This is a genomic window from Desulfonatronum parangueonense (assembly GCF_054656975.1).
The window spans coordinates 1,780,731-1,802,662 of record NZ_BAAHXH010000003.1; the positions used below are offsets into that span (position 1 = coordinate 1,780,731).

Annotated in this window: 20 protein-coding genes and 2 pseudogenes; 13 read left to right on the forward strand and 9 right to left on the reverse strand. The window is 57.6% G+C overall.

The window, feature by feature from the left end; genetic code table 11:
• Positions 1–344: 344 nt before the first annotated feature.
• From ACYQ15_RS08210 to ACYQ15_RS08245, 8 genes are all read right to left on the reverse strand, one after another.
• On the reverse strand, positions 345–815 hold the full coding sequence (locus tag ACYQ15_RS08210) for an HAD family hydrolase (protein WP_459937036.1): 471 nt from the start codon (positions 813–815) through the stop codon (positions 345–347).
• Positions 816–956: 141 nt separating this feature from the next.
• On the reverse strand, positions 957–2,117 hold the full coding sequence (locus tag ACYQ15_RS08215) for a double-cubane-cluster-containing anaerobic reductase (RefSeq protein WP_459937037.1): 1,161 nt from the start codon (positions 2,115–2,117) through the stop codon (positions 957–959).
• A gap of 23 nt (positions 2,118–2,140) precedes the next feature.
• Positions 2,141–3,097, reverse strand: a complete 957-nt coding sequence (locus tag ACYQ15_RS08220) for an ABC transporter permease (protein WP_459937038.1) — start codon at positions 3,095–3,097, stop codon at positions 2,141–2,143.
• Positions 3,094–3,873, reverse strand: a complete 780-nt coding sequence (locus tag ACYQ15_RS08225) for an ATP-binding cassette domain-containing protein (RefSeq protein WP_459937039.1) — start codon at positions 3,871–3,873, stop codon at positions 3,094–3,096. The genes ACYQ15_RS08220 and ACYQ15_RS08225 overlap by 4 nt, the downstream gene beginning before the upstream one ends.
• Before the next feature lie 120 nt (positions 3,874–3,993).
• The gene (locus ACYQ15_RS08230) at positions 3,994–5,901 is read right to left on the reverse strand and encodes a PhnE/PtxC family ABC transporter permease (protein WP_459937040.1); all 1,908 of its coding nucleotides are present in this window, start codon (positions 5,899–5,901) and stop codon (positions 3,994–3,996) included.
• Positions 5,898–6,737, reverse strand: a complete 840-nt coding sequence (locus ACYQ15_RS08235) for a phosphonate ABC transporter ATP-binding protein (RefSeq protein WP_459937041.1) — start codon at positions 6,735–6,737, stop codon at positions 5,898–5,900. The genes ACYQ15_RS08230 and ACYQ15_RS08235 overlap by 4 nt, the downstream gene beginning before the upstream one ends.
• A 71-nt stretch (positions 6,738–6,808) precedes the next feature.
• Complete coding sequence (phnD, locus tag ACYQ15_RS08240; protein ID WP_459937042.1) at positions 6,809–7,711, reverse strand: phosphate/phosphite/phosphonate ABC transporter substrate-binding protein; 903 nt, start codon at positions 7,709–7,711, stop codon at positions 6,809–6,811.
• Positions 7,712–7,880: 169 nt separating this feature from the next.
• Positions 7,881–8,876, reverse strand: a complete 996-nt coding sequence (locus ACYQ15_RS08245) for a sugar ABC transporter substrate-binding protein (protein ID WP_459937043.1) — start codon at positions 8,874–8,876, stop codon at positions 7,881–7,883.
• Between the two features lie 1,072 nt (positions 8,877–9,948).
• On the opposite strand from ACYQ15_RS08245, the gene ACYQ15_RS08250 reads away from it, so the two are divergent.
• Positions 9,949–10,254 (forward strand): IscA/HesB family protein, encoded by a 306-nt coding sequence (locus tag ACYQ15_RS08250; protein ID WP_459937044.1) that lies wholly within the window; start codon positions 9,949–9,951, stop codon positions 10,252–10,254.
• 51 nt (positions 10,255–10,305) lie between these two features.
• Here ACYQ15_RS08250 and ACYQ15_RS08255 read toward each other — a convergent pair whose 3' ends face one another.
• Positions 10,306–11,088, reverse strand: coding sequence for an acyl-CoA dehydratase activase (locus ACYQ15_RS08255; protein ID WP_459937045.1), 783 nt, complete (start codon positions 11,086–11,088; stop codon positions 10,306–10,308).
• Positions 11,089–11,695: 607 nt separating this feature from the next.
• On the opposite strand from ACYQ15_RS08255, the pseudogene ACYQ15_RS08260 reads away from it, so the two are divergent.
• The 12 genes and pseudogenes from ACYQ15_RS08260 (at position 11,696) to ACYQ15_RS08315 (ending at position 21,871) form a co-directional block, all read left to right on the forward strand.
• Positions 11,696–12,715: pseudogene (locus tag ACYQ15_RS08260) on the forward strand (type I restriction-modification system subunit M).
• Positions 12,716–12,732: 17 nt separating this feature from the next.
• Positions 12,733–13,251 (forward strand): annotated as a pseudogene (locus ACYQ15_RS08265) (N-6 DNA methylase); the annotation flags it as partial.
• Positions 13,252–13,704: a hypothetical protein gene (locus tag ACYQ15_RS08270; RefSeq protein WP_459937046.1), complete on the forward strand. Its 453-nt coding sequence runs from the start codon at positions 13,252–13,254 to the stop codon at positions 13,702–13,704.
• 167 nt (positions 13,705–13,871) lie between these two features.
• Positions 13,872–14,042 (forward strand): hypothetical protein, encoded by a 171-nt coding sequence (locus tag ACYQ15_RS08275; protein ID WP_459937047.1) that lies wholly within the window; start codon positions 13,872–13,874, stop codon positions 14,040–14,042.
• Entirely contained in the window at positions 14,036–14,401 is a 366-nt protein-coding gene (locus ACYQ15_RS08280; RefSeq protein WP_459937048.1) for a Fic family protein, read from the forward strand. Before ACYQ15_RS08275 ends, ACYQ15_RS08280 begins: the two co-directional genes overlap by 7 nt.
• Positions 14,398–14,544: a hypothetical protein gene (locus tag ACYQ15_RS08285; RefSeq protein WP_459937049.1), complete on the forward strand. Its 147-nt coding sequence runs from the start codon at positions 14,398–14,400 to the stop codon at positions 14,542–14,544. The genes ACYQ15_RS08280 and ACYQ15_RS08285 overlap by 4 nt, the downstream gene beginning before the upstream one ends.
• 49 nt (positions 14,545–14,593) lie before the next feature.
• Positions 14,594–15,427 carry a KilA-N domain-containing protein gene (locus ACYQ15_RS08290; RefSeq protein WP_459937050.1) on the forward strand — a complete coding sequence of 278 codons (834 nt, stop codon included), beginning with the start codon at positions 14,594–14,596 and terminating at the stop codon, positions 15,425–15,427.
• Complete coding sequence (locus ACYQ15_RS08295; RefSeq protein WP_459937051.1) at positions 15,424–16,761, forward strand: restriction endonuclease subunit S; 1,338 nt, start codon at positions 15,424–15,426, stop codon at positions 16,759–16,761. The genes ACYQ15_RS08290 and ACYQ15_RS08295 overlap by 4 nt, the downstream gene beginning before the upstream one ends.
• A gap of 2 nt (positions 16,762–16,763) precedes the next feature.
• On the forward strand, positions 16,764–16,967 hold the full coding sequence (locus ACYQ15_RS08300; protein ID WP_459937052.1) for a hypothetical protein: 204 nt from the start codon (positions 16,764–16,766) through the stop codon (positions 16,965–16,967).
• Between the two features lie 68 nt (positions 16,968–17,035).
• A complete protein-coding gene (locus ACYQ15_RS08305) occupies positions 17,036–17,488 on the forward strand; it encodes a virulence RhuM family protein (protein WP_459937053.1) in 453 nt (150 codons plus the stop codon).
• A 49-nt stretch (positions 17,489–17,537) separates the two neighbouring features.
• A complete protein-coding gene (locus tag ACYQ15_RS08310) occupies positions 17,538–18,932 on the forward strand; it encodes a Fic family protein (RefSeq protein WP_459937054.1) in 1,395 nt (464 codons plus the stop codon).
• Complete coding sequence (locus tag ACYQ15_RS08315; RefSeq protein ID WP_459937055.1) at positions 18,932–21,871, forward strand: type I restriction endonuclease subunit R; 2,940 nt, start codon at positions 18,932–18,934, stop codon at positions 21,869–21,871. The genes ACYQ15_RS08310 and ACYQ15_RS08315 overlap by 1 nt, the downstream gene beginning before the upstream one ends.
• Positions 21,872–21,932: the final 61 nt, after the last annotated feature.

Consider the following 21,932-nt stretch of genomic DNA (forward strand, 5'->3'; position numbering starts at 1 on the left):
GCTGAGAGGCGGAAAATGAAAAACGACTCCCGAACCACCCATGAGATGCTATAGCGGATCCTCAAGAGAGCATTTTATCCAGGTGGGCTGATCGTTAGGTTATGGCGAAGGATGTTACGAGGATTTGAACGTAGATTCATGGGATGAGAAAGAGCGGAGGAGTGGCTTTAACCCGATGAGGGGCCGGGCCGGACAGATGATATTGCGGATTTCCTCTCATCGCTGCAAAGACAACAAAGACTTTCAATATTTGCATACACCTTCAACCATCCCGGATTGTCAAACTCTGAGAGTCCCCCGGCAAACCCGGGGTTTACTATGATTATTTACCTGATTCCAGCCTGCTACCCCCGCAGGGTTGCCGCCAATCGCAGGGGATGGGCCAGCAGGTCCAGGGCGTCGCAAATGGATCGGCAGACCACGTCGGCAGCGGCCAAGGTCCCCGGGGCGGCGCCTTCCTCCTGGAGCAGGGCAATGCCCAGGGCCGCGGCCTGGAGCATCAGGGCGTCGTTGCGGCCGTTACCCACGGCCACGCATCCGGACGATCCCGGTTTCTCCAGGTACGCGGCTTTGGCCCTGGCCTGTTCGGTTGCCGGGATGACCGAGACCGTGCAGGCGATTCCCCGCATTTGGTCTTGCACGCTGCCGAAGGTGTCCGCCGTGAGCACATGGATTTCCAGCGCCGGGGCCAGGTTGTTCAGCCGTTCACGCACTCCGGGCAGCAGCTTGCCGTCCAGGGCCAGGGTGCCGTTGAAGTCCAAAACAAGATGTTCGAGAGTCAGGTTCTTCCAGCCGGGTATGTCGATGGTCAGCATGGCGATGTTCTTGTATGTTTTTTGGATAGTGTTGGTGGCGGGTTGCCGCGCTTTTTAGCAACGATCCGTTTGAACTGCTTGATGTTGGAAGAGACGTTGCGGCGGTTCAGAGCGAGTGTCGGAAGTAAACTGCGTGATCCATCAATTCATGGTCACGACTTCCAAAAACGCCTCGATGCGCGTTCTGAGTTGTTCCGTGTCCGACTCCGAATAATCGGTTTCGATGTGCAGGAACGGAATGTTCAGGGTATGTTCCGCCAGGCTCTTTATTCCGTGGGCCTCGACATTGTAGGTGTGGCAGCATTGCCAGGTCTGGTCGACGATGCCCTGGACCTTGTAGGCCCTGGTCAGCCTGGAGATCAGTTCGAAACGGCCCTGGTTGGGAGTCATGCAGGAGCAGGGGATGCGCAGGTAGCGGCGGGCCAGGGCCTCGAAGGGGTCGCCGGTCTCCTCCACCAGGAGATCGAAGTTCTTGAATCCGGTGCAGTTCTCCAGGCAGACCACCACGGCCCCGCTGTCCTCGATCAGCTTCAGGACCTTGTCCGAGCCTTTGCCCACCGGGCACCCGGTGAGCAGGATGCGCGGCGCGTTTGCCGTGCAGACGGATACTCCCAAGGCTTTCATCTCGGTCAGTTCCAGGGCCAGGGTCTCCAGGAGTTCGGCGTATTCGGGCAGATCTACGACAAACGAGGAACTCTCGAAGACGCGCATGGCATCCAGGCCGGAAAGCGGAATGGGGTGGTTGCTTGCCATGAACGCGATGCCCGCCAGGAGCCGTCGAACCCTGTTGGCGACGCTGATTTCCTTCTGGAGCCGGTCCCGGGTGACACGCTGCCCGGTGGTCTGTTCAAGAAAGCCTTGCATGCGTCGAATCTGGTCCATCCAGAAGGCCAGAGCTGTTTCGTCGTCCTGCAGATACGGCAGGTGAAGCAGATGCAGCGGCTTGATCTCCTGGAGCAGCTCGAACATCTTCTTCTTGCCGTCACAGGTGGTCTCCCCGAGGATGAAGTCGCTGGCCGCGAAGAACGGGCAGGCATCCGTGATCGCATAGCCGTAGCTGGATTTGATCAGGGGGCAGAGGTTGGCCGGCAGGTGCTTTTCCGCCGCGGGGATGGGATCCTGCTTCTTCCCGCAAAGGGAAACGGGCACGGCCCCGGCGGCCCGGACCAGCTCCAGGGGCGCATACGTACAGAATGCACCGGCGATTTTCACGCCTTCCCGGCGGGCCGTGTCCAGATCCAGCAGGCTTTTTTCCGCCCAGTTCTCGAACCTGGGGAAGCACTGGGGTTTTGGCGTTGTCATGGGAACATTTCCTTGGCTGAAGGTTACGGCTGCATTTTCGCCCGGCTCCGATCCATCCAGGCATAGATGGAAACCGAGCCCACGACGATCACCCCGTAGGCCATTCGGGTCCAGAACCCGGAAAAGCCCGCGCTGATGATGCCCGCCTCGAGCATCCCGATGATCATCGCCCCGACGAGCGTCCCCACGATGGTCCCCGTACCGCCGAACACGGAAGTCCCGCCGACAAACACCGCGGCGAAGACCGGCAGCAGATAGCCTTCGCCCTGGGTGGGCCACCAGTTGGCCATTTCCATGCAGACCATGGATCCGCTCAGGGCGGTCAAGGCCCCCAGGAGCATGAACGCCCCGATCTTCGTCCGTCCAACGTCGATGCCCATGGCCCGGGCCGTCTGGACGTTGTCTCCGGTGAACTTGACGTTCGCGCCGAAGACATGGCGGTTCAGAATCAGCCACAACAGGGCCGCCAATCCCAGACACCAGAAGGTCTGCGCCGGAATGCCCCAGAACAGGCGCCCCACGAACAAGGTATGGGTAAAGGTGTCCCGGATGGCCACGATATTGATGGCCAGGCCGGAACTGACGACCATGGTGAAGCCGCTCCAGAAGAACTGGGTGCCGATGGTGGCGATGATCGAGGGCACCCCGATCTTGACCACGATCAGGCCGTTGATCAGCCCGATCAGGGTGCCGACGGTCAGCGCGGCCAGCAGGCCCAGCAAGGGATGCCCCCCGCTTGCGAATATCAGTGAAAAAACGAATCCGGACAGGGCCATGGTGGAGGGAAAGCTCAGGTCGATTTCCCCGCTGATGACCACGAAGGTCGCCCCCAGGGCCACGATGGCCGGAAAGGGAATGATGGACATGTAGGAGAGATAGATGCGGGGGGAAAGAAAGGTCTGCGGGCTGAGCAGGATGAAGACGCCCAGGACCATGCCCAGGATCAGGAATATGGTGCAGTTGACGTTGCCGATCCTCATGGATGGGTACCTGCACGGGCTTGGTCCCCTCCCCCGGCTATTTCGACCATGATTCCGATCAACTCTTCCAGGCTTGTCCCGTCCTTGGGAATATCCAGGGCGATCCGGCCCTTGTCCACGATCACGAACCGGTCCGCCACGGCATGCACGTGGCTGATGTTGTGCGATATGTAGATGCAGGCTTTTCCGTCCCGCTTGATGCGCCTGACAAAAGCCAGGACGTTGTCCACCTCGCGCAGGGACAAAGCCGTGGTCGGCTCGTCCAGCACGACGATGCGCGAGTTGAAGTGCATGGCCCGGCCGATGGCCACGCCTTGCCGCTCCCCGCCGGAAAGGGTCCCGGCAATGGTCTCCGGCTGGAGATTGCTCCCCTGCAGTCCGAGAATGTTCCCCAAAATTTCCCGGGTCACGCGCATCTCCGCGGCCACGTCAATGAACCCCCAACGGTTGGTCAGGTGCCTGCCCGCGAAGAAATTGCTCCACAGCGGCTGTTTCTCGCCCAGGGACTTGTCCTGAAAGACCGTCTCGATGCCCAGCCTGCGCGCCCTGGCCACGGTATGCTCGCGAGGGTCGATTGCCAGTCCGTTTATGTTCATGGTCCCGGCATCCGCCCGTGTCACGCCGGCCAGGATCTTGATCAGGGTGGACTTGCCAGCGCCGTTGTCCCCCAGGAGGCCGACCACCTCGTTGGAACCAAGGTCAAAGCTCACGTCGTCCAGCGCTTTGACCTCGCCGTAGGACTTGAAGATGTTGGTCATGCTGACAGCGGATGTCATGGATCTTCTCCGGATCTTTTCTTTGCGTAAACGTTGACGAACATGACTCGGATTGTCAGGAACACGCCAACCAGATTTGTTACCTTGATCACAATGACTTTCCGATAAAACTAAAATCTTTCAACAACTGATCCTGGAAAGATTCATCATCCGTGAGATGCGGTCGATGATGATGGTCAGGGCGATGATCATCAGCAGATAGGTGCCCGCAAGTTCGAAGCGGAACCACTCGAAATTGAACGTAAAGAAAAAGCCCAGCCCCCCGACGCCCACGATCCCGAAAACCACTGCCGTGCGGACATTGCTTTCAAACTGGAAGAAGCTGTAGGTCATCCAGTCTCGCCAGGACATGGCCCCCGCGGTATAGGCAAAACAATTCAAACGGGATCCGATAAAGGACTGTTCAAATCGCCTGTATGGGATGTTGTCCACGGATTCGCTGAAAACCCGCACCAGGACCCCCATGCTGTGAATCGCTATGGCAATGGTTCCGGCCACGAGCCCTGGGCCAAAAAAGGCGATGAAGAGAAAGGCCCACATCACGTCGGGTACTCCGCGCGAAATCAGTCCCGTGCCTTTGGCTGCGATCAACAGCAACACTCGCTGGACGCGAACCCACCACGGCGGGGATTCACCGGAAAAATGGGACGATTCAACCATGAAGGCGAGGGAATGGGGGTAAGTCAGAACCATGGCCGCAAGCACTCCGAGCAATGTCCCGACAATTGCCATGGCCAGGGGGACCGTGGACGATTTGATCACCCGCCAGACAAACCATTTGCGCAATTCCAGTTCCCAGGCCACCCACGCCGAAGGCTTCCAGAATTCGCCCGGCCCGTATTCCGCGAACAGTTGCACCGTCTTTCCTTCTGCTTGCAGGGCGCGGACCTTTTCCGGGTCTCCAATGCCGACAGCTTCCAGGTTGAATTCCGGATTGAGCATTCGCTCGAAAAATTTCAGGTTTTGCCATGACTCGGCAGTCACAAGCTTGAAAGCCGGTTCCAGATAATTGCGACTTTGCTGGCCCGGAGGAGCATTGTCGCCCCAGCCCATGAACCAGACCGACCAGCAGCACACGATAAAGGCAAAACCCACGCCGACATAGGCGCGGGATACTTGCGCAAACGTGGATCTGGAACGCACCGTGCGCGGGTGATTTGGGTCGCACCGCAGCTGACGCCGAATGAAGTTGCTGGCCAGATCGGCCGTCAAGGTCAGTGCCAGGGTGAACAAGAGCAGTGTCGTGACCTTGGACCAGGCGCCGAACTGGATCTGGTACCAGATGTCGGCCCCGAGCCCTCCCCCACCGACCGCTCCGATGACCGCGGCGTTTCGGATGGCGCATTCGGCGCGCATCAGGGTGAAACTTTGCACGCTGCGCGCAGCCAGAGGGCCGATGCCGTAAAAGAGGGTGGCGAGACGCCCTCCGCCGAGAATGCGAACTTGCTCGTAAGAACTTTCCTCGACGCTGTCCCATAACTCGCTGTAGACCTTGGCCAGAATGCCCGTGATGTTCAGGGCCAGGGCCAGTGCTCCGGTCAGGGGGCCGAGTCCGATGACCGCAACCAGGATGACCGCCCAGACAAAGTCCGGAACGGCACGTAAAATGTCCTGGATCAGACGGCACAGGGAACAAATGAGTGCCGCCGGACTGCGAAAGGGGAAGTGTCGAAGCCATCCGCGAGCTTTTTCTTCCCCGACCATCACGCTTCGGGCGGACCCGATGGCCAACAGCGAGGCCAGGATGACGGCCAGGGAGATGCCCAGCACCGCCGCGGAGAGCGTTTGCAGGGTCAAAGCCCAGCTGTGCCGCAGAAACTCCGGACTCAGATCCGGAGAGGCGAAAGTCTTGATCCAGGCCAACATTCGCGAAAAGGCCCGGCTGCGCTGCTCGGCGTCCGCAAGCGAGGAGAAGTCCCACTCCGCTGTCGTGAATGCTCCGGCCACCAGCACCAGAATGACGACAATGCCCGCCCAATGCTTCCAGGGCCGTTTTGCGGCATACCGGTCCAAGGAACTCGGTTTCATGGACAGGTTGCGGTACCGGGACAGGTACCTGGTTCGCTTTGCTGCTCGTGCAGATGCATTTGGCGGTATTCCGCTCCGTAGAGTTCGAGCAGCAGATCGCGGGAGATTTGTTCAGGGACCCCGGTCCAGAAGACGCGCCCTTCTTTCAGGGCGATGACCCGTTCGAAATGACCATGGAGCAGTTCAAGGGTGTGCAGGTTGACCAGAAGCGTATTCCCGAGGGATGCGGCAATCTTGTTCAACAGTTCGATGATCTCCTGTCCCAGGCGGATGTCCAGTTGGCTGACCGGTTCATCCGCGAGCATCACCCTGGGCTGCTGCACCAGCAGGCGAGCCATGGCCACGCGCTGCTGTTGGCCTCCGGACAGCTCTCCGGGCATGGCCCAAAGCTTGTCCCGCAATTCGACCCTGGCCAAGGCTTCCTTGGCCAGTTGCAGGTTCTGCGGCCAGATCAGCGAAAGCAAGGCGCGCGGCAGAGACCATCGGCCGAGTCTGCCCATCAGCACGTTATGGACGACGCGCAAATGAGGGATCAGGTTTTCCGTCTGGTAAAGAATACCAATCTCTCTGCGCAGATTGCGCAGGGATCTGCCCCGCAACTCTCGCGTATCCCGGCCGAGAGCGATGATCCGGCCCTGGGTGGGCTTGAGAACGGCGCTGAGCAGGCGGAACAGCGTGGTCTTGCCGGCCCCGGAAGGGCCGATCACAGCCAGACGCTCTCCCTTGTGGATATCAAGAGAGATGTCCCGTAAGACAACGGCATGTCCGAAAGTCATGCCCACGTTTTCTAGGCGAAAATCGGGTATTCCGGTGAGACTGGAGATTTGATCAGGCATTGTTCATCATGATGTTCAGCAGGCAACTGCGCCGGGATGCCCGTCAAGCATCCCGGCATAAAAGGTTTGCATCAGCCGCCGATGTCCACTCCGGACTTGATCAAGTCCACGTAGCCCATCCACTCGCTCATGTCCGCATCCACGAATCGTTCGGATTTCAAATAATTGAGAGCCTTTTTACCCTCGGGGGATTCATGCAGGGACAGCAGTGCGGCGTGGATTTCCCCTATGAGTTCGGCCCCCAAAGCCTTGCGGGTGGAGAAGTTGTAGTTGGTGAACCTGGGCGTGGTGTAGATGATGGGCGCCATGCGCTTCAGTTCGTCGGAGGCCCGGTCATACGGCGGCTGGCCCAGGGCGCCGACATGAAACTCCCCGTTGGCCACCTTTTGCAGGACAACGTCGTGGCTGCCGCTGTAGGCGACGGTTCTAAACACCTCTTCCGGATTCTTTCCGGTTTCCTCAACAAAAAAACTGCGCGGCATCATGTGACTGGAAGTGCTGCTTTTGCTGCCAAAGGTAAATGTCCAGTTTTTGCCTTGCGCCAACTCCGCCAACTCCTTCAGATTGGCTACGGCAGGGATTCCGGCGTCCGCATTGGCGATGAAGTAGCTAATGAATTCCTTGTCGATGTCGCGGGCCGCGATCACCTCCAGCTCGTCGCCCATCACCATGTAGGCCTGCGCGGTGGTTACCGCCCCGAACCAGGCCAGGTGCGCCTGGCCGGTGGCAAGGGCAGTCACCGTGGCGGCATAGTTGGCCACATGGACATATTCAGTGGGAATGCCGACCTGGTTTTCAATATGCCGGGCGATCAGCCCGAAAAACTCGCGCATGTTCTCCGCGCTGTCATCCGGAATAGCCGTCATGATCAACTTTTGGGGCCGTTCCGCGGCAGCGGCTGAAAGCATGCTTCCTGTGACAATCAACCCGAAGATGCAGCACGTCATCAATGCTATCGTTATGATTCGTTTCACATTTTCCTCCCATTTTGGGTTTTAAGGGTAAAATATAGAGATCAAGTGGTTACGCCACGTATGTGGTGCAGCGGGTCGGGTGCCTGTGGAGTGTTGATCCAAAATTATCGCTGAGTAATCGGAGCGACGGTAAATGATTTTCCATTGGGGACGGCAGGGACGGTAATGATCATCTCACTCCCTTCTTCGCCAGAGGAGCGATCTGGGCGATGTTGTCCTCGTCGATCATTCCGCCGCCGGTGTCGATGACAAGACCGGTGAAGCCGTATTTCTTGGTCAGGACGATCTGGAGTACTCCGAGATAGCCCATCAGGTAGGGCTGGGCCTCGGAGACGAGGCTGACGTAGCCGTTCTCGATGGCCGAGGCCGTGGCCGGGGACAGGGAAAAGCCGGCCACGAAGATCTCGCCCGGTCCCACGCCGGCGGCGCGCAGGAAGTTTTCCATCTGGGAGGTCAATGCGCCGTGGTCCACGATCATCATTTTGCAGTTCGGATTGCTGGAGAGATAGCCGGTGACCAGGGGCACGCCCATGGAGGTGTCCTTGTCCACTTCCGTGGATATTTCAAAGTAGTCGACCTTCATGCCCGCGGCCTCCATGACGTCCAGAATGGCCTGGGCCCGTCGCCCCCGTTCCTGCAAACGCTTCAGGCCCCAGACGAAGACCTGATCCCCGGGTTCAAGCTGAGCCCGCTTCAGAGCCTCTTCGGCCAAGGCCTTGCCCTGGGCGTAGTTGTCCGTGCCGACGTAACCGAAGCCCTTGGTCTTGTGAGCTTCAACCATCCTGGGCAGCTTGGTGTCCACGCTGGTCACAATGATCCCCTCGGCCACCGCCTCGTCGATGAAAGGCGCGAAGGCGTCGTCGCCGGGATGGCCCATGACCACGATGCCGTCGGGCTTGGCGGCAACGGCTTGCTTGAAGTTGGAGATCATTTTTTCCGGACTCCAGTCGGAATAAAGCAGGCGCAACGTGACGCCCAGATCATCGGCAGCGGCCTGGGCGCCGTTCTGGACAATGGTATTGTACGGCCCGCCAACGGCGCCGCCGGTGTCGAACCAGATCGTGACGCCTTCGCCGCTGGATGTTTTCTGGGCCCCAACGGGGTGCGCAAGGAACATTGCCAAAAAAATCGCCGCAACGAACAACAATCCGTACCTGGTTCTCATGACCTGCTCCTTTGATTTCAGGTGAAAATGATCACATGTTCTGATTTTGCAATGCTCTTACCGGAATTCCTGTTTCGATGTCTAATCAAAAAAACGAATGCATGGCGAACTTATCGATTGTTTTTTTCGATAGTCGCTGAACTTTTCTTGTATTGATTACCAAAAGAATAGTTAAATATGAAAAACTTCAAACAGTTAAGCAACGCCAATAGAACTGCTCAACCTTGCGACAATCAAATGAATTATTCCTGGGAGCGCCGCACCCCAGTGCGGCAAGCGGTGTAACGCATTGAGAACCTGGTTTCATGCTGGAGCATGGTCTGAGTAGCTGGGCTCAGCGAATCTCCATACAGGTGTAACCCTCCACAGAAAGCTCATCGCCCAACCCTTCTTTGAGCAGTTCCAGACCATGGCTTAATTCAAGGGTTACTGTAACTACTCAGCACGTACTCTGTGGTCACTCGCCAGAGCTGGATTCCGGCTTTCGCCGGAATGACGTATCATACCACGTCCTTTCCAAGTTAAGTCATACCGGCGAAAGCCGGTATCCAGCTCTGATTTTTCTCGGATGAGCTGAGTAGTTACTCGATTCTTTTTGATATCTTTGCTGAAGAGGTACGTTTGCTTCAAGAATCAGGAGATCATGCATGACCGACATGGCCGTGGGAGCTGATGAGGCGACGCGGTTATCCGCATCGTCTCAATCCATCGAAGAGACGAATGCTTTTTCGACGACACAATAGATGAATACTATTTGACTATTCGTGTCCTTGTTCTTACTTGAAGCAACATGTTGCTACCAGTAAAAAATCGGCTCCTGGAGCAACTTGTGCGATGCGACCTTGAGGAAGGGATAGGCATCGTAATGCGCTGTTGTAAGGGCAGGCCCCGTGCCGCCCGATGTAAACACGGTTCACGAACGCTCACCATGCTGCCGCCCCCCACGGCATCGCGCCCACTCAGCAGGATGACCGCGGGGGACCGCCCAACGCGACATTCATTTGCAGGTCATTCATAATCCATTCACACATTAGCCCATAAGCCAAACATTCAACCCAAGAGGAACAACCAAATGATTGAAATCACCCCTTCCGTGAAGCAGCAACTGGACAACCACTTTGTCGGTAAGGCCGCGGCACCGATTCGCGTTCATCTGGCCGCGGGATGCGGGGGAGAACGCCTTGCCTTGGCCCTGGACGAGAAGCGGGACACGGACTTGGTCCAGGAAATCAGCGGCTATATCTTTCTCGTGGACAAGGAATTGAGCGAGAAGGCCGGAACCATCAAGGTGGACATGACGCCGTACGGTTTTTCCGTCAGCTCCGAGGTGCAGGTCGGCGGTGGTGGAGGTGGCTGCGGCGGAGGATGCTCCTGCTAGGAAACAGTCCGATAATACAATGTGAGGCGCAATGGCAACATTGCGCCTTTTTTACCTATTTCGCCGCAACCCGCCGTGCATGGCCGCTCCCAGGGCCCCGACCATGTCCGGTTGCTCCGGGACGATGATCCGCTCTCCGATCCGCTCCTGCAGCAGTTTGACCACGCAAGGGTTGCGGGCCACGCCTCCGGCAAAGCACAGCGGATGCTCCAGGCCGACCCGGTTGAGCATGGCCATGGTGCGCTCGACGACAGCCAGGTGCAGGCCCAGGGCGATGTTTTCCGGCCGCTCGCCCCGGCCCATCAGGGACGTGGCCTCGGACTCGGCGAACACGGTACACATGCTGCTGATCCGGACCTGTTTGGTTGCTTGCAGGGCGAAGTCGCCGAACTCCTCGATGGGGACCTGCAGCGAAGTGGCCATGATTTCCAGAAACTTACCCGTACCCGCGGCGCAGCGGTCGTTCATCTCGAATTTCAACACCCGCCCTCCGGGCCCGAGGGAGATGACCTTCGTGTCCTGGCCGCCGATGTCCAGAACTGTGCGCGCCTCGGGAAACAATCCCGCCGCGCCCAGGGCGTATGCCTGGATCTCGGTGATCGCCCCGCACGACCCCGCGATGCCGCTTTCCACGAACAGCTTGCGGCCGTAACCGGTGGCCGTGATCCGCTCCACCTCCATTTCGCCGAGGATTGCGCGACATTGCCGCAAGGGATCGAAGGTGGTGGGGACTTTGGCCTGGTGCGTGATTGCCCCGGAGGCGTCGAGAACGACCAGTTCGATGGATCGGGAGCCGATGTCGATCCCGGCGATGTTGTCGGAGCGACCGCTCATTTTGCCGCCTCTTTATGATGCATGGCCATCTCCAACTGAAATAGAGGCCTGACCCATGTCCATCCACCACGGGCGCACCGGGATTTGGCCATTATGTTGTTCCAGGCCTTTTGCACAGAATGAGTCAGATAAATCAAATAGCTATTTTCAATTCTTGAAGTAATTATCAATAGATATTGTCTATGTCTCGATGGGCGCCTCTCAAGAACAAGACGAGAATTTCCCCCCGCGAGCGGAACTTCCAATATACAAACCCGACAACTTCTCAAAAACTTGTTGCAAGCATGACCTGGATGCCCGTATTCACGGGCATGACGAGCTTGGGGGAACATGCCATTTCACTCATTCCCGCGCGGGCGGTAATCCAGGGGCAGAGACAATTCAGAGTTTGCCCGGCCTTTTGAGCAATTACCAAATTTGGCAATTTATCGTCCTTGATGCGCGTTGCGCAACAAGTTATCTGCTTTCATGATTCTGTCTTTTCGGAATAAAGGGGTGGCCGGAGTATTTGAAACCGACTCAGTCGCGGATATTGCGCCATTGATGTATCCCTTAATAGAGGGGCGGAGTCATCACATCACTGATAGAAACAAAGGATCGAATTGGGGTGGCAAACAATAACGGCAAAGGAAAATCCCTGGAATCCTGGATCTGGGATGCGGCCTGTTCCATTCGGGGCGCCAAGGATGCCCCGAAGTACAAGGATTTCATCCTGCCGCTGATCTTTACCAAGCGGCTGTGCGATGTCTTTGATGACGAGGTCGACCGGATCGCGGCCGAGGTCGGTTCGCGCAAAAAGGCCTTCCAGTTGGTCAAGGCCGATCACAAGCTGGTGCGCTTCTATCTCCCCCTGTTGCCGACGGATCCGGAAGAGTCGGTCTGGTCCGTCATCCGCAAGCTCTCCGACAAGATCGGCGAAGGCGTCACCACCCACATGCGGGCCATTGCCAAGGAAAATCCTCGCTTGCAGGGCATCATCGACCGCGTCGACTTCAACGCCACCACCCACGGCCAGCGGGATATCGACGACGACCGGCTCTCCAACCTGATTGAAGCGATCAGCACCAAACGCCTCGGCCTCGAGGACGTGGAGGCCGACATCATCGGCAAGAGCTACGAATACCTGATCCGCAAGTTCGCCGAGGGCGGCGGCCAGAGCGCCGGCGAGTTCTACACCCCGCCGGAAGTCGGCGCCATCATGTCCAAGGTGCTTCAGCCGGAGCCCGGCATGGAGATCTACGATCCCACCTGCGGTTCCGGCGGTCTGCTCATCAAGTGCGAAATCGCCATGGAGGAGGCGGCCAAAGGCAGGAAGCGCACCGCCGCCCCACTCAAGCTCTACGGCCAGGAATACACCGCCGACACCTGAGCCATGGCCAACATGAACATGATCATCCACGACATGGAAGGCGAGATCGAGATCGGCGACACCTTCAAGAACCCCAAATTCCGCAACAAGCAGGGCAAACTGCGCACCTTCGACCGCGTCGTGGCCAATCCCATGTGGAACCAGGACTGGTTCACCGAAGCCGACTACGACAATGATGAACTGGACCGCTTTCCCGCCGGGGCCGGGGCAAATCCTCCGCCGACTGGGGCTGGGTCCAGCACATGCACGCCAGCCTGAATTAAAAAGGCCGCGCCGCCGTGGTCCTGGACACCGGCGCCGCCTCTCGCGGATCGGGCAATGCCGGCGCCAACAAGGAAAAGACCGTCCGCCAGTGGTTCGTGGACCACGACCTCATCGAGAGCGTGCTCTACCTGCCGGAAAACCTCTTCTACAACACCACCGCCCCGGGCATCGTCCTGTTCCTGAACAAGGCCAAGCCCAAGGAGCGCCGGGGCAAGGTCCTGCTGGTCAATGCCAGCCAGGTCTTCGAGAAGGGCGACCCCAAGAACTTCATCCCGGACGAGGGCATCCGGCGCATCGCCGACACCCTTATCGGGTGGAAGGAAGAGGAAAAACTCAGCCGCATCGTGGATCACGCCGAACTGAAGAAGAACGACTACAACATCTCCCCCAGCCGCTACATCCACACCTCGGATGCTGAAACCTACCGGCCCATCGCCGAAATCGTCGCGGAACTCAAGGTCATCGAAGCCGAGGCAAAGGAGATCGACAAGGCTTTGCGGGAGATTCTGGAGAAGCTGGGGATTGAATAAATGAGCACGGATCCAGCAGCCAACCTAAAGCTTCGCGTCTTCATCAGCTCCGCTCAAAAGGAGCTGGAAGAGGAACGCATGCAACTACGAATACTGCTGACCTCTGACCCATTCCTGCTCCGCTACACGGTTCCCAAGCTTTTCGAGAAGTATCCCGCAGGCGTCCTTACCCTTCCGGGTCCTGACGATGACCTCAGCCGGATCAAGGCGCCTGCCTCCCCCGCGGAAGTCTTGCCTAAGTCCGTGCTGGAGGAACTCAACGAGCGGCAGCTCGCAGTGCTCGAATTGGCGGTCTCCACAGGTTCGGTGACCAACCGGCAAATTCAAGACCAGTTCAAGGTCGTCAAGGATACCGCCCTCCGTGATCTGACCATTCTTTGTCAACTCAATCTTCTCGAAAAACAAGGCCAAGGCCGATCTACCCGATATGTCCCTCAAGCAGACAAACCATAATCGGCCGATAATCGCCCGATTTTTCGCCTTGAATCGCCCGATTTCGGCCTGTCAGTTACATTTGGCCGGTCCTAATCGTCAGGAATCGTCAGATGAAAATCTTGAATCGTCAGATCGACATGATCCGCGGCACCGCTAACCTTTGATTCCAAGGGATTAGAACGCGAATGCAAACAGCTAACCAGGTCTTGGACAAGGGCGATTCCAGCCGAAACAACTTCATCCCGGACGAGGGCATCGAACGCATGGGAACCGGTATCCGCGACATGATCCGGCGATGTAAAAAGGCTGGCCTTGCTGAACCGGAAATCCGGATTGATGGCGGTTTTTTGTGTTGACGATCCGGAGGAAAAAGTCTGAGTCAGGGACTCAGTCGGGACCAGGCCGGGACCAAGTCACCCCGCAAGTCACCCCGCAAGATACCCAGCAAGATACCCAGCAAGATACCCAGCAAGTCACTCCGCAAGTCAGGGCGCTACTCGGCGCCATCGTCGAAGTTCCGCGCTCTCGCGAGGAGCTTCAGGAAACCGTTGGCATCAAGGACCGGGAGCACTTCCGAAAGGCCTATCTCGAGCCTCTGCTCACCGTCGCCTGGATCGAACGAACCATATCCGACAAACCCACCAGTCGCCTCCAGAAGTACCGGCTTACGGAAAAGGGCCGCAGGTTACTGGAGCAGTTGGCAGGTGGCGAATGAGCAAATACGTCTCCTTCACCATCGGCGACGATCCCGATTCGGTCAGCCACAAGATCATCAAAACCATCGCTACCGACGCTATGAAGACTTCATCACCAAATGCCGAAAGCGGGAAGCCATCGACGCTTTCGCCAAGGATCTGAAAGCCATTGAGAACCTGGTGAAGGAACTCAAACGAAAGGGAGTAAGCGCATGAAAAAAAAATCCACCAAGGCCACGATCAATGTTCGAGGTACCGAGATCGCCGTCATCCGGCGGGAGGACCAGGACTATATCTCCCTGACCGACATGCTCAAGGCCAAGGACGGCGATTTCTTCATCTCCGACTGGCTGCGCAACCGCAACACTGTTGAATTCCTCGGCATCTGGGAGACGGTCCACAACCCGGATTTTAATTCCGGCGAATTCGCCTTAATTAAAAGTCAAGCCGGTCTGAACAGCTACAAGCTCAGCGTCAAAGAGTGGGTCGAGAAGACCAATGCCATCGGCCTGCGGGCGACGGCGGGGCGTTACGGCGGCACCTACGCCCATCACGACATCGCCTTCGAGTTCGGGATGTGGATCAGCCCTGAGTTCAAAATCTATCTCATCAAAGAATTCCAGCGGCTCAAGGAGGACGAAAACCGCCGCCTCTCCCTCGCCTGGAACCTGAATCGCACCCTCGCCAAGATCAATTACCGCCTGCACACCGACGCCATCCAGACTCATCTGATTCCGGCGGAGATCACTCCGAAACAAGCCGCCTTCACCTACGCCAGCGAGGCCGACCTGCTCAACGTCGCCCTCTTCGGCCAGACAGCCCGCGAATGGCGCGAAGCCAACCCCGACAAAGACGGCAACATGCGCGACCACGCCACACTGGAACAACTCCTCGTACTCGCAAACCTGGAGAACATGAACGCCGAGTTCATCCACATGGAACTGCCGCAAAGCGACCGAATCAAGCGCCTCAACGCCATTGCCATCCGCCAAATGCAGACACTCACCGCCAGGACAGCGAAGCAGTTGGAAGGAGGGGCGGAGTGAGAAAGCAAATCGGAGGGCGGACATTCCTGTCCGCAGGAAACCATGGCGGGCTGGAAAACCCGCCCTCCTGCCTTGAAGAAGATTCTGGAGAAGATCGGGGTATGAACGAATCCGTAATACTTTCAGACGTCGCCGTCCTTGTAATGGGGCAATCGCCACCATCGACGAGTTACAATGACACTGGTGAAGGTCTGCCGTTCTACCAAGGGAAAACTGACTTTGGTGCAACTTACCCGACGCCGAGGATCTACTGCCGTGAACCGAAGAAGCTTGCTGAAGAGGGTGATATCCTGATGTCAGTTCGAGCTCCTGTAGGCTCGACAAATCTCTGCAAGAGCCGGTCGTGCATTGGGCGAGGTATCGCGGCAATTCGGGCGAATGGCATCGACCGTGATTTTCTGTATTTCTACCTCAAGAAAATTGAGCCGTATATCGACAGCCTCGGGTCAGGTGCAATATTTAAAGCGATCAACAAATCGCAACTGGCTGAACTGCCGATCAACGATGCGGGGATCCCTCTCCCCGAGCAAAGGAAAATCGCGCACATCCTTACAACGGTTCAACGGTCGATCGAAGCGCAGGAGCGGATCATTCAGACCACCACCGAACTGAAAAAGGCCCTCATGCACAAGCTCTTCACCGAAGGCCTCCGCAACGAACCCAAAAAGCGAACTGAAATTGGCCCGGTGCCCGAGAGTTGGGAGGTGGTGGAGTTGGTCACCTTGTTGCGAGAACCGCTCCGGAACGGCCATTCAGCAAAAGCTACGACCGATGAGGGTGGCATTCGCACACTGACTCTCACTGCGGTCACTCAACGCGACTTCTCTGTCGAGAACACCAAGGTGACTTGTGCAGATCCGCACCGAGTCAGGGACATGTGGCTGAAGTCGGGCGACATTTTCATCGAGCGGGCAAACACTGCAGACTACGTCGGTTTGGCTGCACTCTATGAGGGCGACGAAGATTTTGCCATCTTCCCGGATCTTCTCATCCGCGTCCGGGTCGATACCGCCAAAATACTACCGAAAATTCTAATTGAGTGGCTGCTCACCGAGCCTTGCCGACGATATTTCAAGAGGAACGCAAGGTCGACCACAGGGAATTTTCCCAAGATCGATCAAGGCACAGTCGAGAAGACATTGGTTCCTGTGCCATCAGCGTCTGAGCAGGCTGAACTGGAATTGAGCTTCCGTAAGCTGGACGAAAAACTTCGCCAGCACAGAGGGTGGAAAGCTGCAAATCAAGACCTCTTCCGCACCCTCCTTCACGAACTGGTGACCGCGAAGACCCGCGTTCATGATATCGAACTTCAAATACCGTTTTCGAGTCGATAGCCATGCCCAAACCCGGCGAACACAATACCGTCCAAGCCCGCATCCTCGCCTACGCCGAGGCCATCGGATGGACATTCGTGCCCCGTGAGGAAGCCGAGCAGCGGCGCGGATTCGACCCCGACGTGCCGCCTGCCGACCGCGCCAAGAACCGCTTCCTTTTCTTCAATGATCTGCTCGATTCCAAAATTGGGAAACCAGAACTCTAAGGGGGGCAGGTTGGTGCCTGATTTGTTGATATTTCGCGCCTTCGCGTACAAAAAAAAGGTATCCAAAAATGAGTAAGGGCAAGTATCTGAAGGTTTCCGGAATGAATGAGAAATCCCTCGTCCGTTCCTCGGCGGCGGAATATCTGACCTTTGTCGCGGCAAGCGGTACTGGCGGTGTGGAGGCGGTTTACGCCGATGAGAATATCTGGCTGACCCAGAAGATGATGGGGGTACTCTATGATGTTGAAACCCACACCATTAACTACCACCTAAAAAAAATCTTTGCCGACAGTGAGTTGCAGGAAAATGCAGTTATTCGAAATTTTCGAATAACTGCCGCCGATGGCAAAAGTTACAACACCAAGCACTACAGCCAAGAACCGCTCGCTTTTCTTCGACGACCTGCTCCACGCCAAGGTGCGGGAGTTCAACCCGCGCTACGCCGAGGCCGAAGATGGCTACCGCTTTTGCGACATTTTGAGTCCAGAATGCGACAAAAAACGCCTATTGGCGACAAATAAAAAGCTTGATATGTCGTTAAGCCTGCTTTAGCGACGTATAATTTGACACATGCCCAAGCAAATTCCAAAAGACGAACTTGAAGCCATTCTCGCGATTGTGGCGGCGCACCCTGCAGGCGTGCAGGCCGGGGCAATCCATGAAGAGCTTGAATCCACGATACAGCCGCGCATGTTGCAGCGGCGCCTGGCGTTGCTGGTGGAACAAAACCGGCTGATTGCGGAAGGCCGTGGCCGTGGTCGCTGGTATCGGTTGCCTGGCATTGTCGGTGAGCCGCGGGCTTCGGAAGAAGATGATACGCCCGTGGCGTTTGGCGAGGTTTACCCACCCATTTCCCCTGAGGGCGCGGCGATCAGACAGGCGGTCCGTGATTCTGTTCAGAACCGGATGCCGGTCGGCTACAACCGGGCGTTTCTCGATGCCTACCGTCCGAACGAGACCTTTTATCTGCCGGCACAAACCCGGCGGCATTTGTTGGCAATAGGGCACTCTCCGGATGGCCAACGTCCGGCCGGAACCTATGCCCGGCAAATCTACGACCGGCTACTCATCGATCTGTCCTGGAATTCCAGCCGCCTGGAGGGCAACACCTATTCCTTGCTCGAGACCGAGCGCCTGCTGGAATTGGGCGAGAGTGCCGAGGGCAAAGATGCGCTGGAAGCACAGATGATTTTGAACCACAAGGCCGCCATTGAGCTGTTGGTCGAGCAGGCCGACCTTGTGGGCTTCAATCGGTATACATTGCTCAATCTGCATGCCTTGCTGTCGGAAAACCTGCTGGCCGACCCCGCGGCCTGCGGGCGCTTGCGGACAATCGCGGTGGAAATCCACGGCACGGTGTTTCATCCCCTGGCAGTCCCTCAACTGATTGAGGAAGCGTTCCAGCAGGTGCTCGACACGGCAGCGGCCATTTATGACCCCTTTGAACAGGCTTTTTTTGTGATGGCGCACCTGCCGTATTTGCAGCCGTTCGAGGATGTGAACAAGCGCGTGTCACGCCTGGCCGCCAATATCCCGCTGATACGGCGCAACCTGAGCCCGCTGTCCTTTGTGGATGTGACTGAGCGGGCCTATGTCGATGGAATTCTTGGCGTGTACGAACTCAACCGGGTCGAGCTGTTGCACGATGTTTTCGTCTGGGCCTACGAGCGTTCCTGTGCGCGGTATTCGGCCGTGCGCAAGTCCCTTGGGCAGCCCGATCCTTTCAGACTGCGCTATCGCGATTTGCTGGCGGAAGTGGTGGCTGATGTGGTGCGCAGCCGCAAAGACAAAAAAAACGCTGCTGCTTATATTCAGCAGATGGCGCGGCAACGGGTGAACCAGGAGGACGTCATGCGCTTTATTGAAATTGCGGAGACCGAACTTATGAGCCTGCACGAGGGGAATATCGCGCGTTATCGGTTGCGGCCGTGGGAATACACAGCTTGGCGGGAAACCTGGAAATAATGCCCAAACCCTCCGAACACAAAACCGTCCAAGCCCGCATCCTCGCCTACGCCGAGGCCATTGGATGGACATTCGTGTCCCGCGAGGAAGCCGAACGGCGGCGCGGATTTGACCCCGACGTGCCGTCTGCCGACCGCGCCAAGAACCGCTCGCTCTTCTTCGACGACCTGCTCGACGCCAAGGTGCGGGAGTTCAACCCGCGCTATGCCGATGCCGAGGGAGCGTTGCGCGGCCGGTTTCGCCATCTCCACGCCGACATCTTCGGCAACCGGGAATTCGTCGCGCATCTGCGCAACCGGGGCAAGTTTTTTGATCACGAGGAAAGGCGCGAGCGAGACCTGATCCTGATTGATTATGACGATCCGGAGAGGCCGCCGGCGGCTCGCCGGAATGTTTACGAAGTCACCGAGGAGTGGACCTTTCACAACGGCCACTACGGCACGCGGGAGGATGTGGTCTTTCTGATCAACGGTATTCCGGTGCTGATGATCGAATGCAAGAACGCCAATAAGGACGAGGCGATTGCCCTGGGGGTGGACCAGATCCGCCGCTACCACCGCGAGACGCCCGAGCTGTTCGTGTCCCAGCAAGTCTTTACCGCCACCGACGCCATCGGCTTTTCCTACGGGGTCACCTGGAACACGGTGCGCCGGAACATCTTCAACTGGAAGGATGAGGAGGTGGGCAAGCTGGAGGCCAAGGTGAAGAGTTTCTGCGCCATCAAACAGGTGCTCGCCTTCCTGAAGGACTACATAGTCTTTGCCGAGAAGGACGAGGAGCTGAACAAATACATCCTGCGCCAGCACCAGACCGGCGCTGTGGAGGCCACCGTCAGCCGCGCTCTCGATCCCGTTCGCACCCGCGGTCTGGTCTGGCACACCCAGGGCAGCGGCAAGACCTTCACCATGATCAAGGCGGCGGAACGGCTTTTCCGCGCGCCCGAGGCGGACAAGCCGACGATTTTGCTGATGATCGACCGCAACGAGCTGGAAGATCAGATGCTCAAGAACCTGGCCGCCCTGGGGCTGGGCAATCTGGAACATGCCGGCAGCATCACCCGGCTGAACAGGCTGCTCCGCGACGACTACCGGGGCATCATCGTGACGATGATCCACAAGTTCCGCGATATGCCGGCGAATATCAACACCCGCTCCAACATCTATGTGCTGATCGATGAGGCGCACCGCACCACGGGCGGAGATCTGGGCAATTTCCTGATGGCCGGACTGCCCAATGCAAGCTACATCGGCTTTACGGGCACGCCGGTGGACAAGACCGCCTACGGGCGCGGCACGTTCAAGACCTTCGGCTGCGAGGACGACAAGGGCTATCTGCACAAGTATTCCATTGCCGACAGCATTGGCGACGGCACCACGTTGCCGCTCTATTACAGTCTGGCTCCCAACGAGATGCTGGTGCCGCACGAAACCCTGGACAAGGAATTCCTTTCCCTGGCCGGAGCCGAAGGTGTGGCGGACATCGCGGAGCTGAACAAGATCCTCGAACGGGCGGTGAACCTGAAGAATTTTCTCAAGGGCGCGGAACGCATCCAGAAGGTGGCCCAATTTGTCGCGAGGCACTACCGCGAGAATGTCGAGCCGCTGGGGTACAAGGCCTTTCTGGTGGGCGTGGATCGCGAGGCCTGCGCCCTGTACAAGCATGCGCTGGACCGATTTTTGCCGGCCGAATATTCCGAGGTGGTCTACACCGGCAACAACAACGACTCCGCGCTGCTCAAAAAATTCCACCTCGACCCGACGCGGGAGCGACAGATCCGCAAGAGTTTTTCCAGGCTTGACCAGCAGCCGAAGATCCTGATCGTCACCGAGAAACTGCTCACCGGCTTCGACGCGCCCGTGCTCTACGCCATGTACCTCGACAAGCCCATGCGCGACCACACCTTGCTGCAGGCCATCGCCCGGGTGAACCGACCCTACGAAAACGAGCTCGCCGAGATGGTCAAGCCGCACGGCTTTGTGCTCGATTTCGTCGGCATCTTCGACAAGCTGGAAAAGGCCCTGGCCTTTGACAGCGAAGAGATCAACGCCATTGTCAAGGATCTGAAGCTGCTCAAGGTGCTGTTCCGGAACAAGATGGACCACCAGGCTCCGGGATACCTGGCACTGATCGAGCGGAACTTCGACGACAAGGATGTCGATGCCCTGATCGAGCATTTTCGCGACCCGGAACGGCGCAAGGCGTTCTTCAAGGAATTCAAAGAGATCGAGATGCTCTATGAAATCATCTCCCCGGATGCCTTCCTGCGACCCTTCATCAATGACTACTGCACGCTTGCGGCGATCTATGATGTGGTGAGAAAGGCCTACGCCAGGCGGATCCAGGTTGATCGCGATTTCCAGAAAAAGACCCGTGAGCTGGTCAGGAAGCATGTCGGGACCGGTTACATCCTGCCCGTCGCCGAAATCCTGGAACTGAACGAGGACACGGTCAGGTATATCGTCGAGAACAAAGGCGGAGACGGGAACAAGATCATCAACCTGGTCAAGAGCATTGAAAAAAAGGCCGAGGAGCAGAGCGACGATCCGTATCTCATTGCCATGGCCCAGCGGGCGCAAGCGGTACGGGAGAGTTTTGAGGATCGTCAGACCAGCACGGCTGATGCGCTGGATGCGTTATTGCGGGAAGTGGAAGCGAATCAGGCGCGAAAACGGGAGCAGGCGGAGAAGGGTTTTGATGGCTTGACCTACTTTGTCTATCGAACGCTGCTTGATGCCCGGATCACCGACGCGGAAGACGTGAGCCGCACGATCAAGCAGGCCTTCGTGGAATTTCCCAATTGGAAGAAAAGCGAAAACGCGCTGCGCGAGTTGCGCAAGAAAGTGACCTTCGCCGTACTTGCCAATAGTGATGACCTGGAACAGGTGACTGCCCTGGTGGATCAGCTTTTCAGGCTGCTGGAAAAGGCGGACCGGATTTAGCAATTCGTTGAAAAACTCCCATTTGCCGCGACGCCGCTCCCGCGCTTACTTAGGAAGGAAT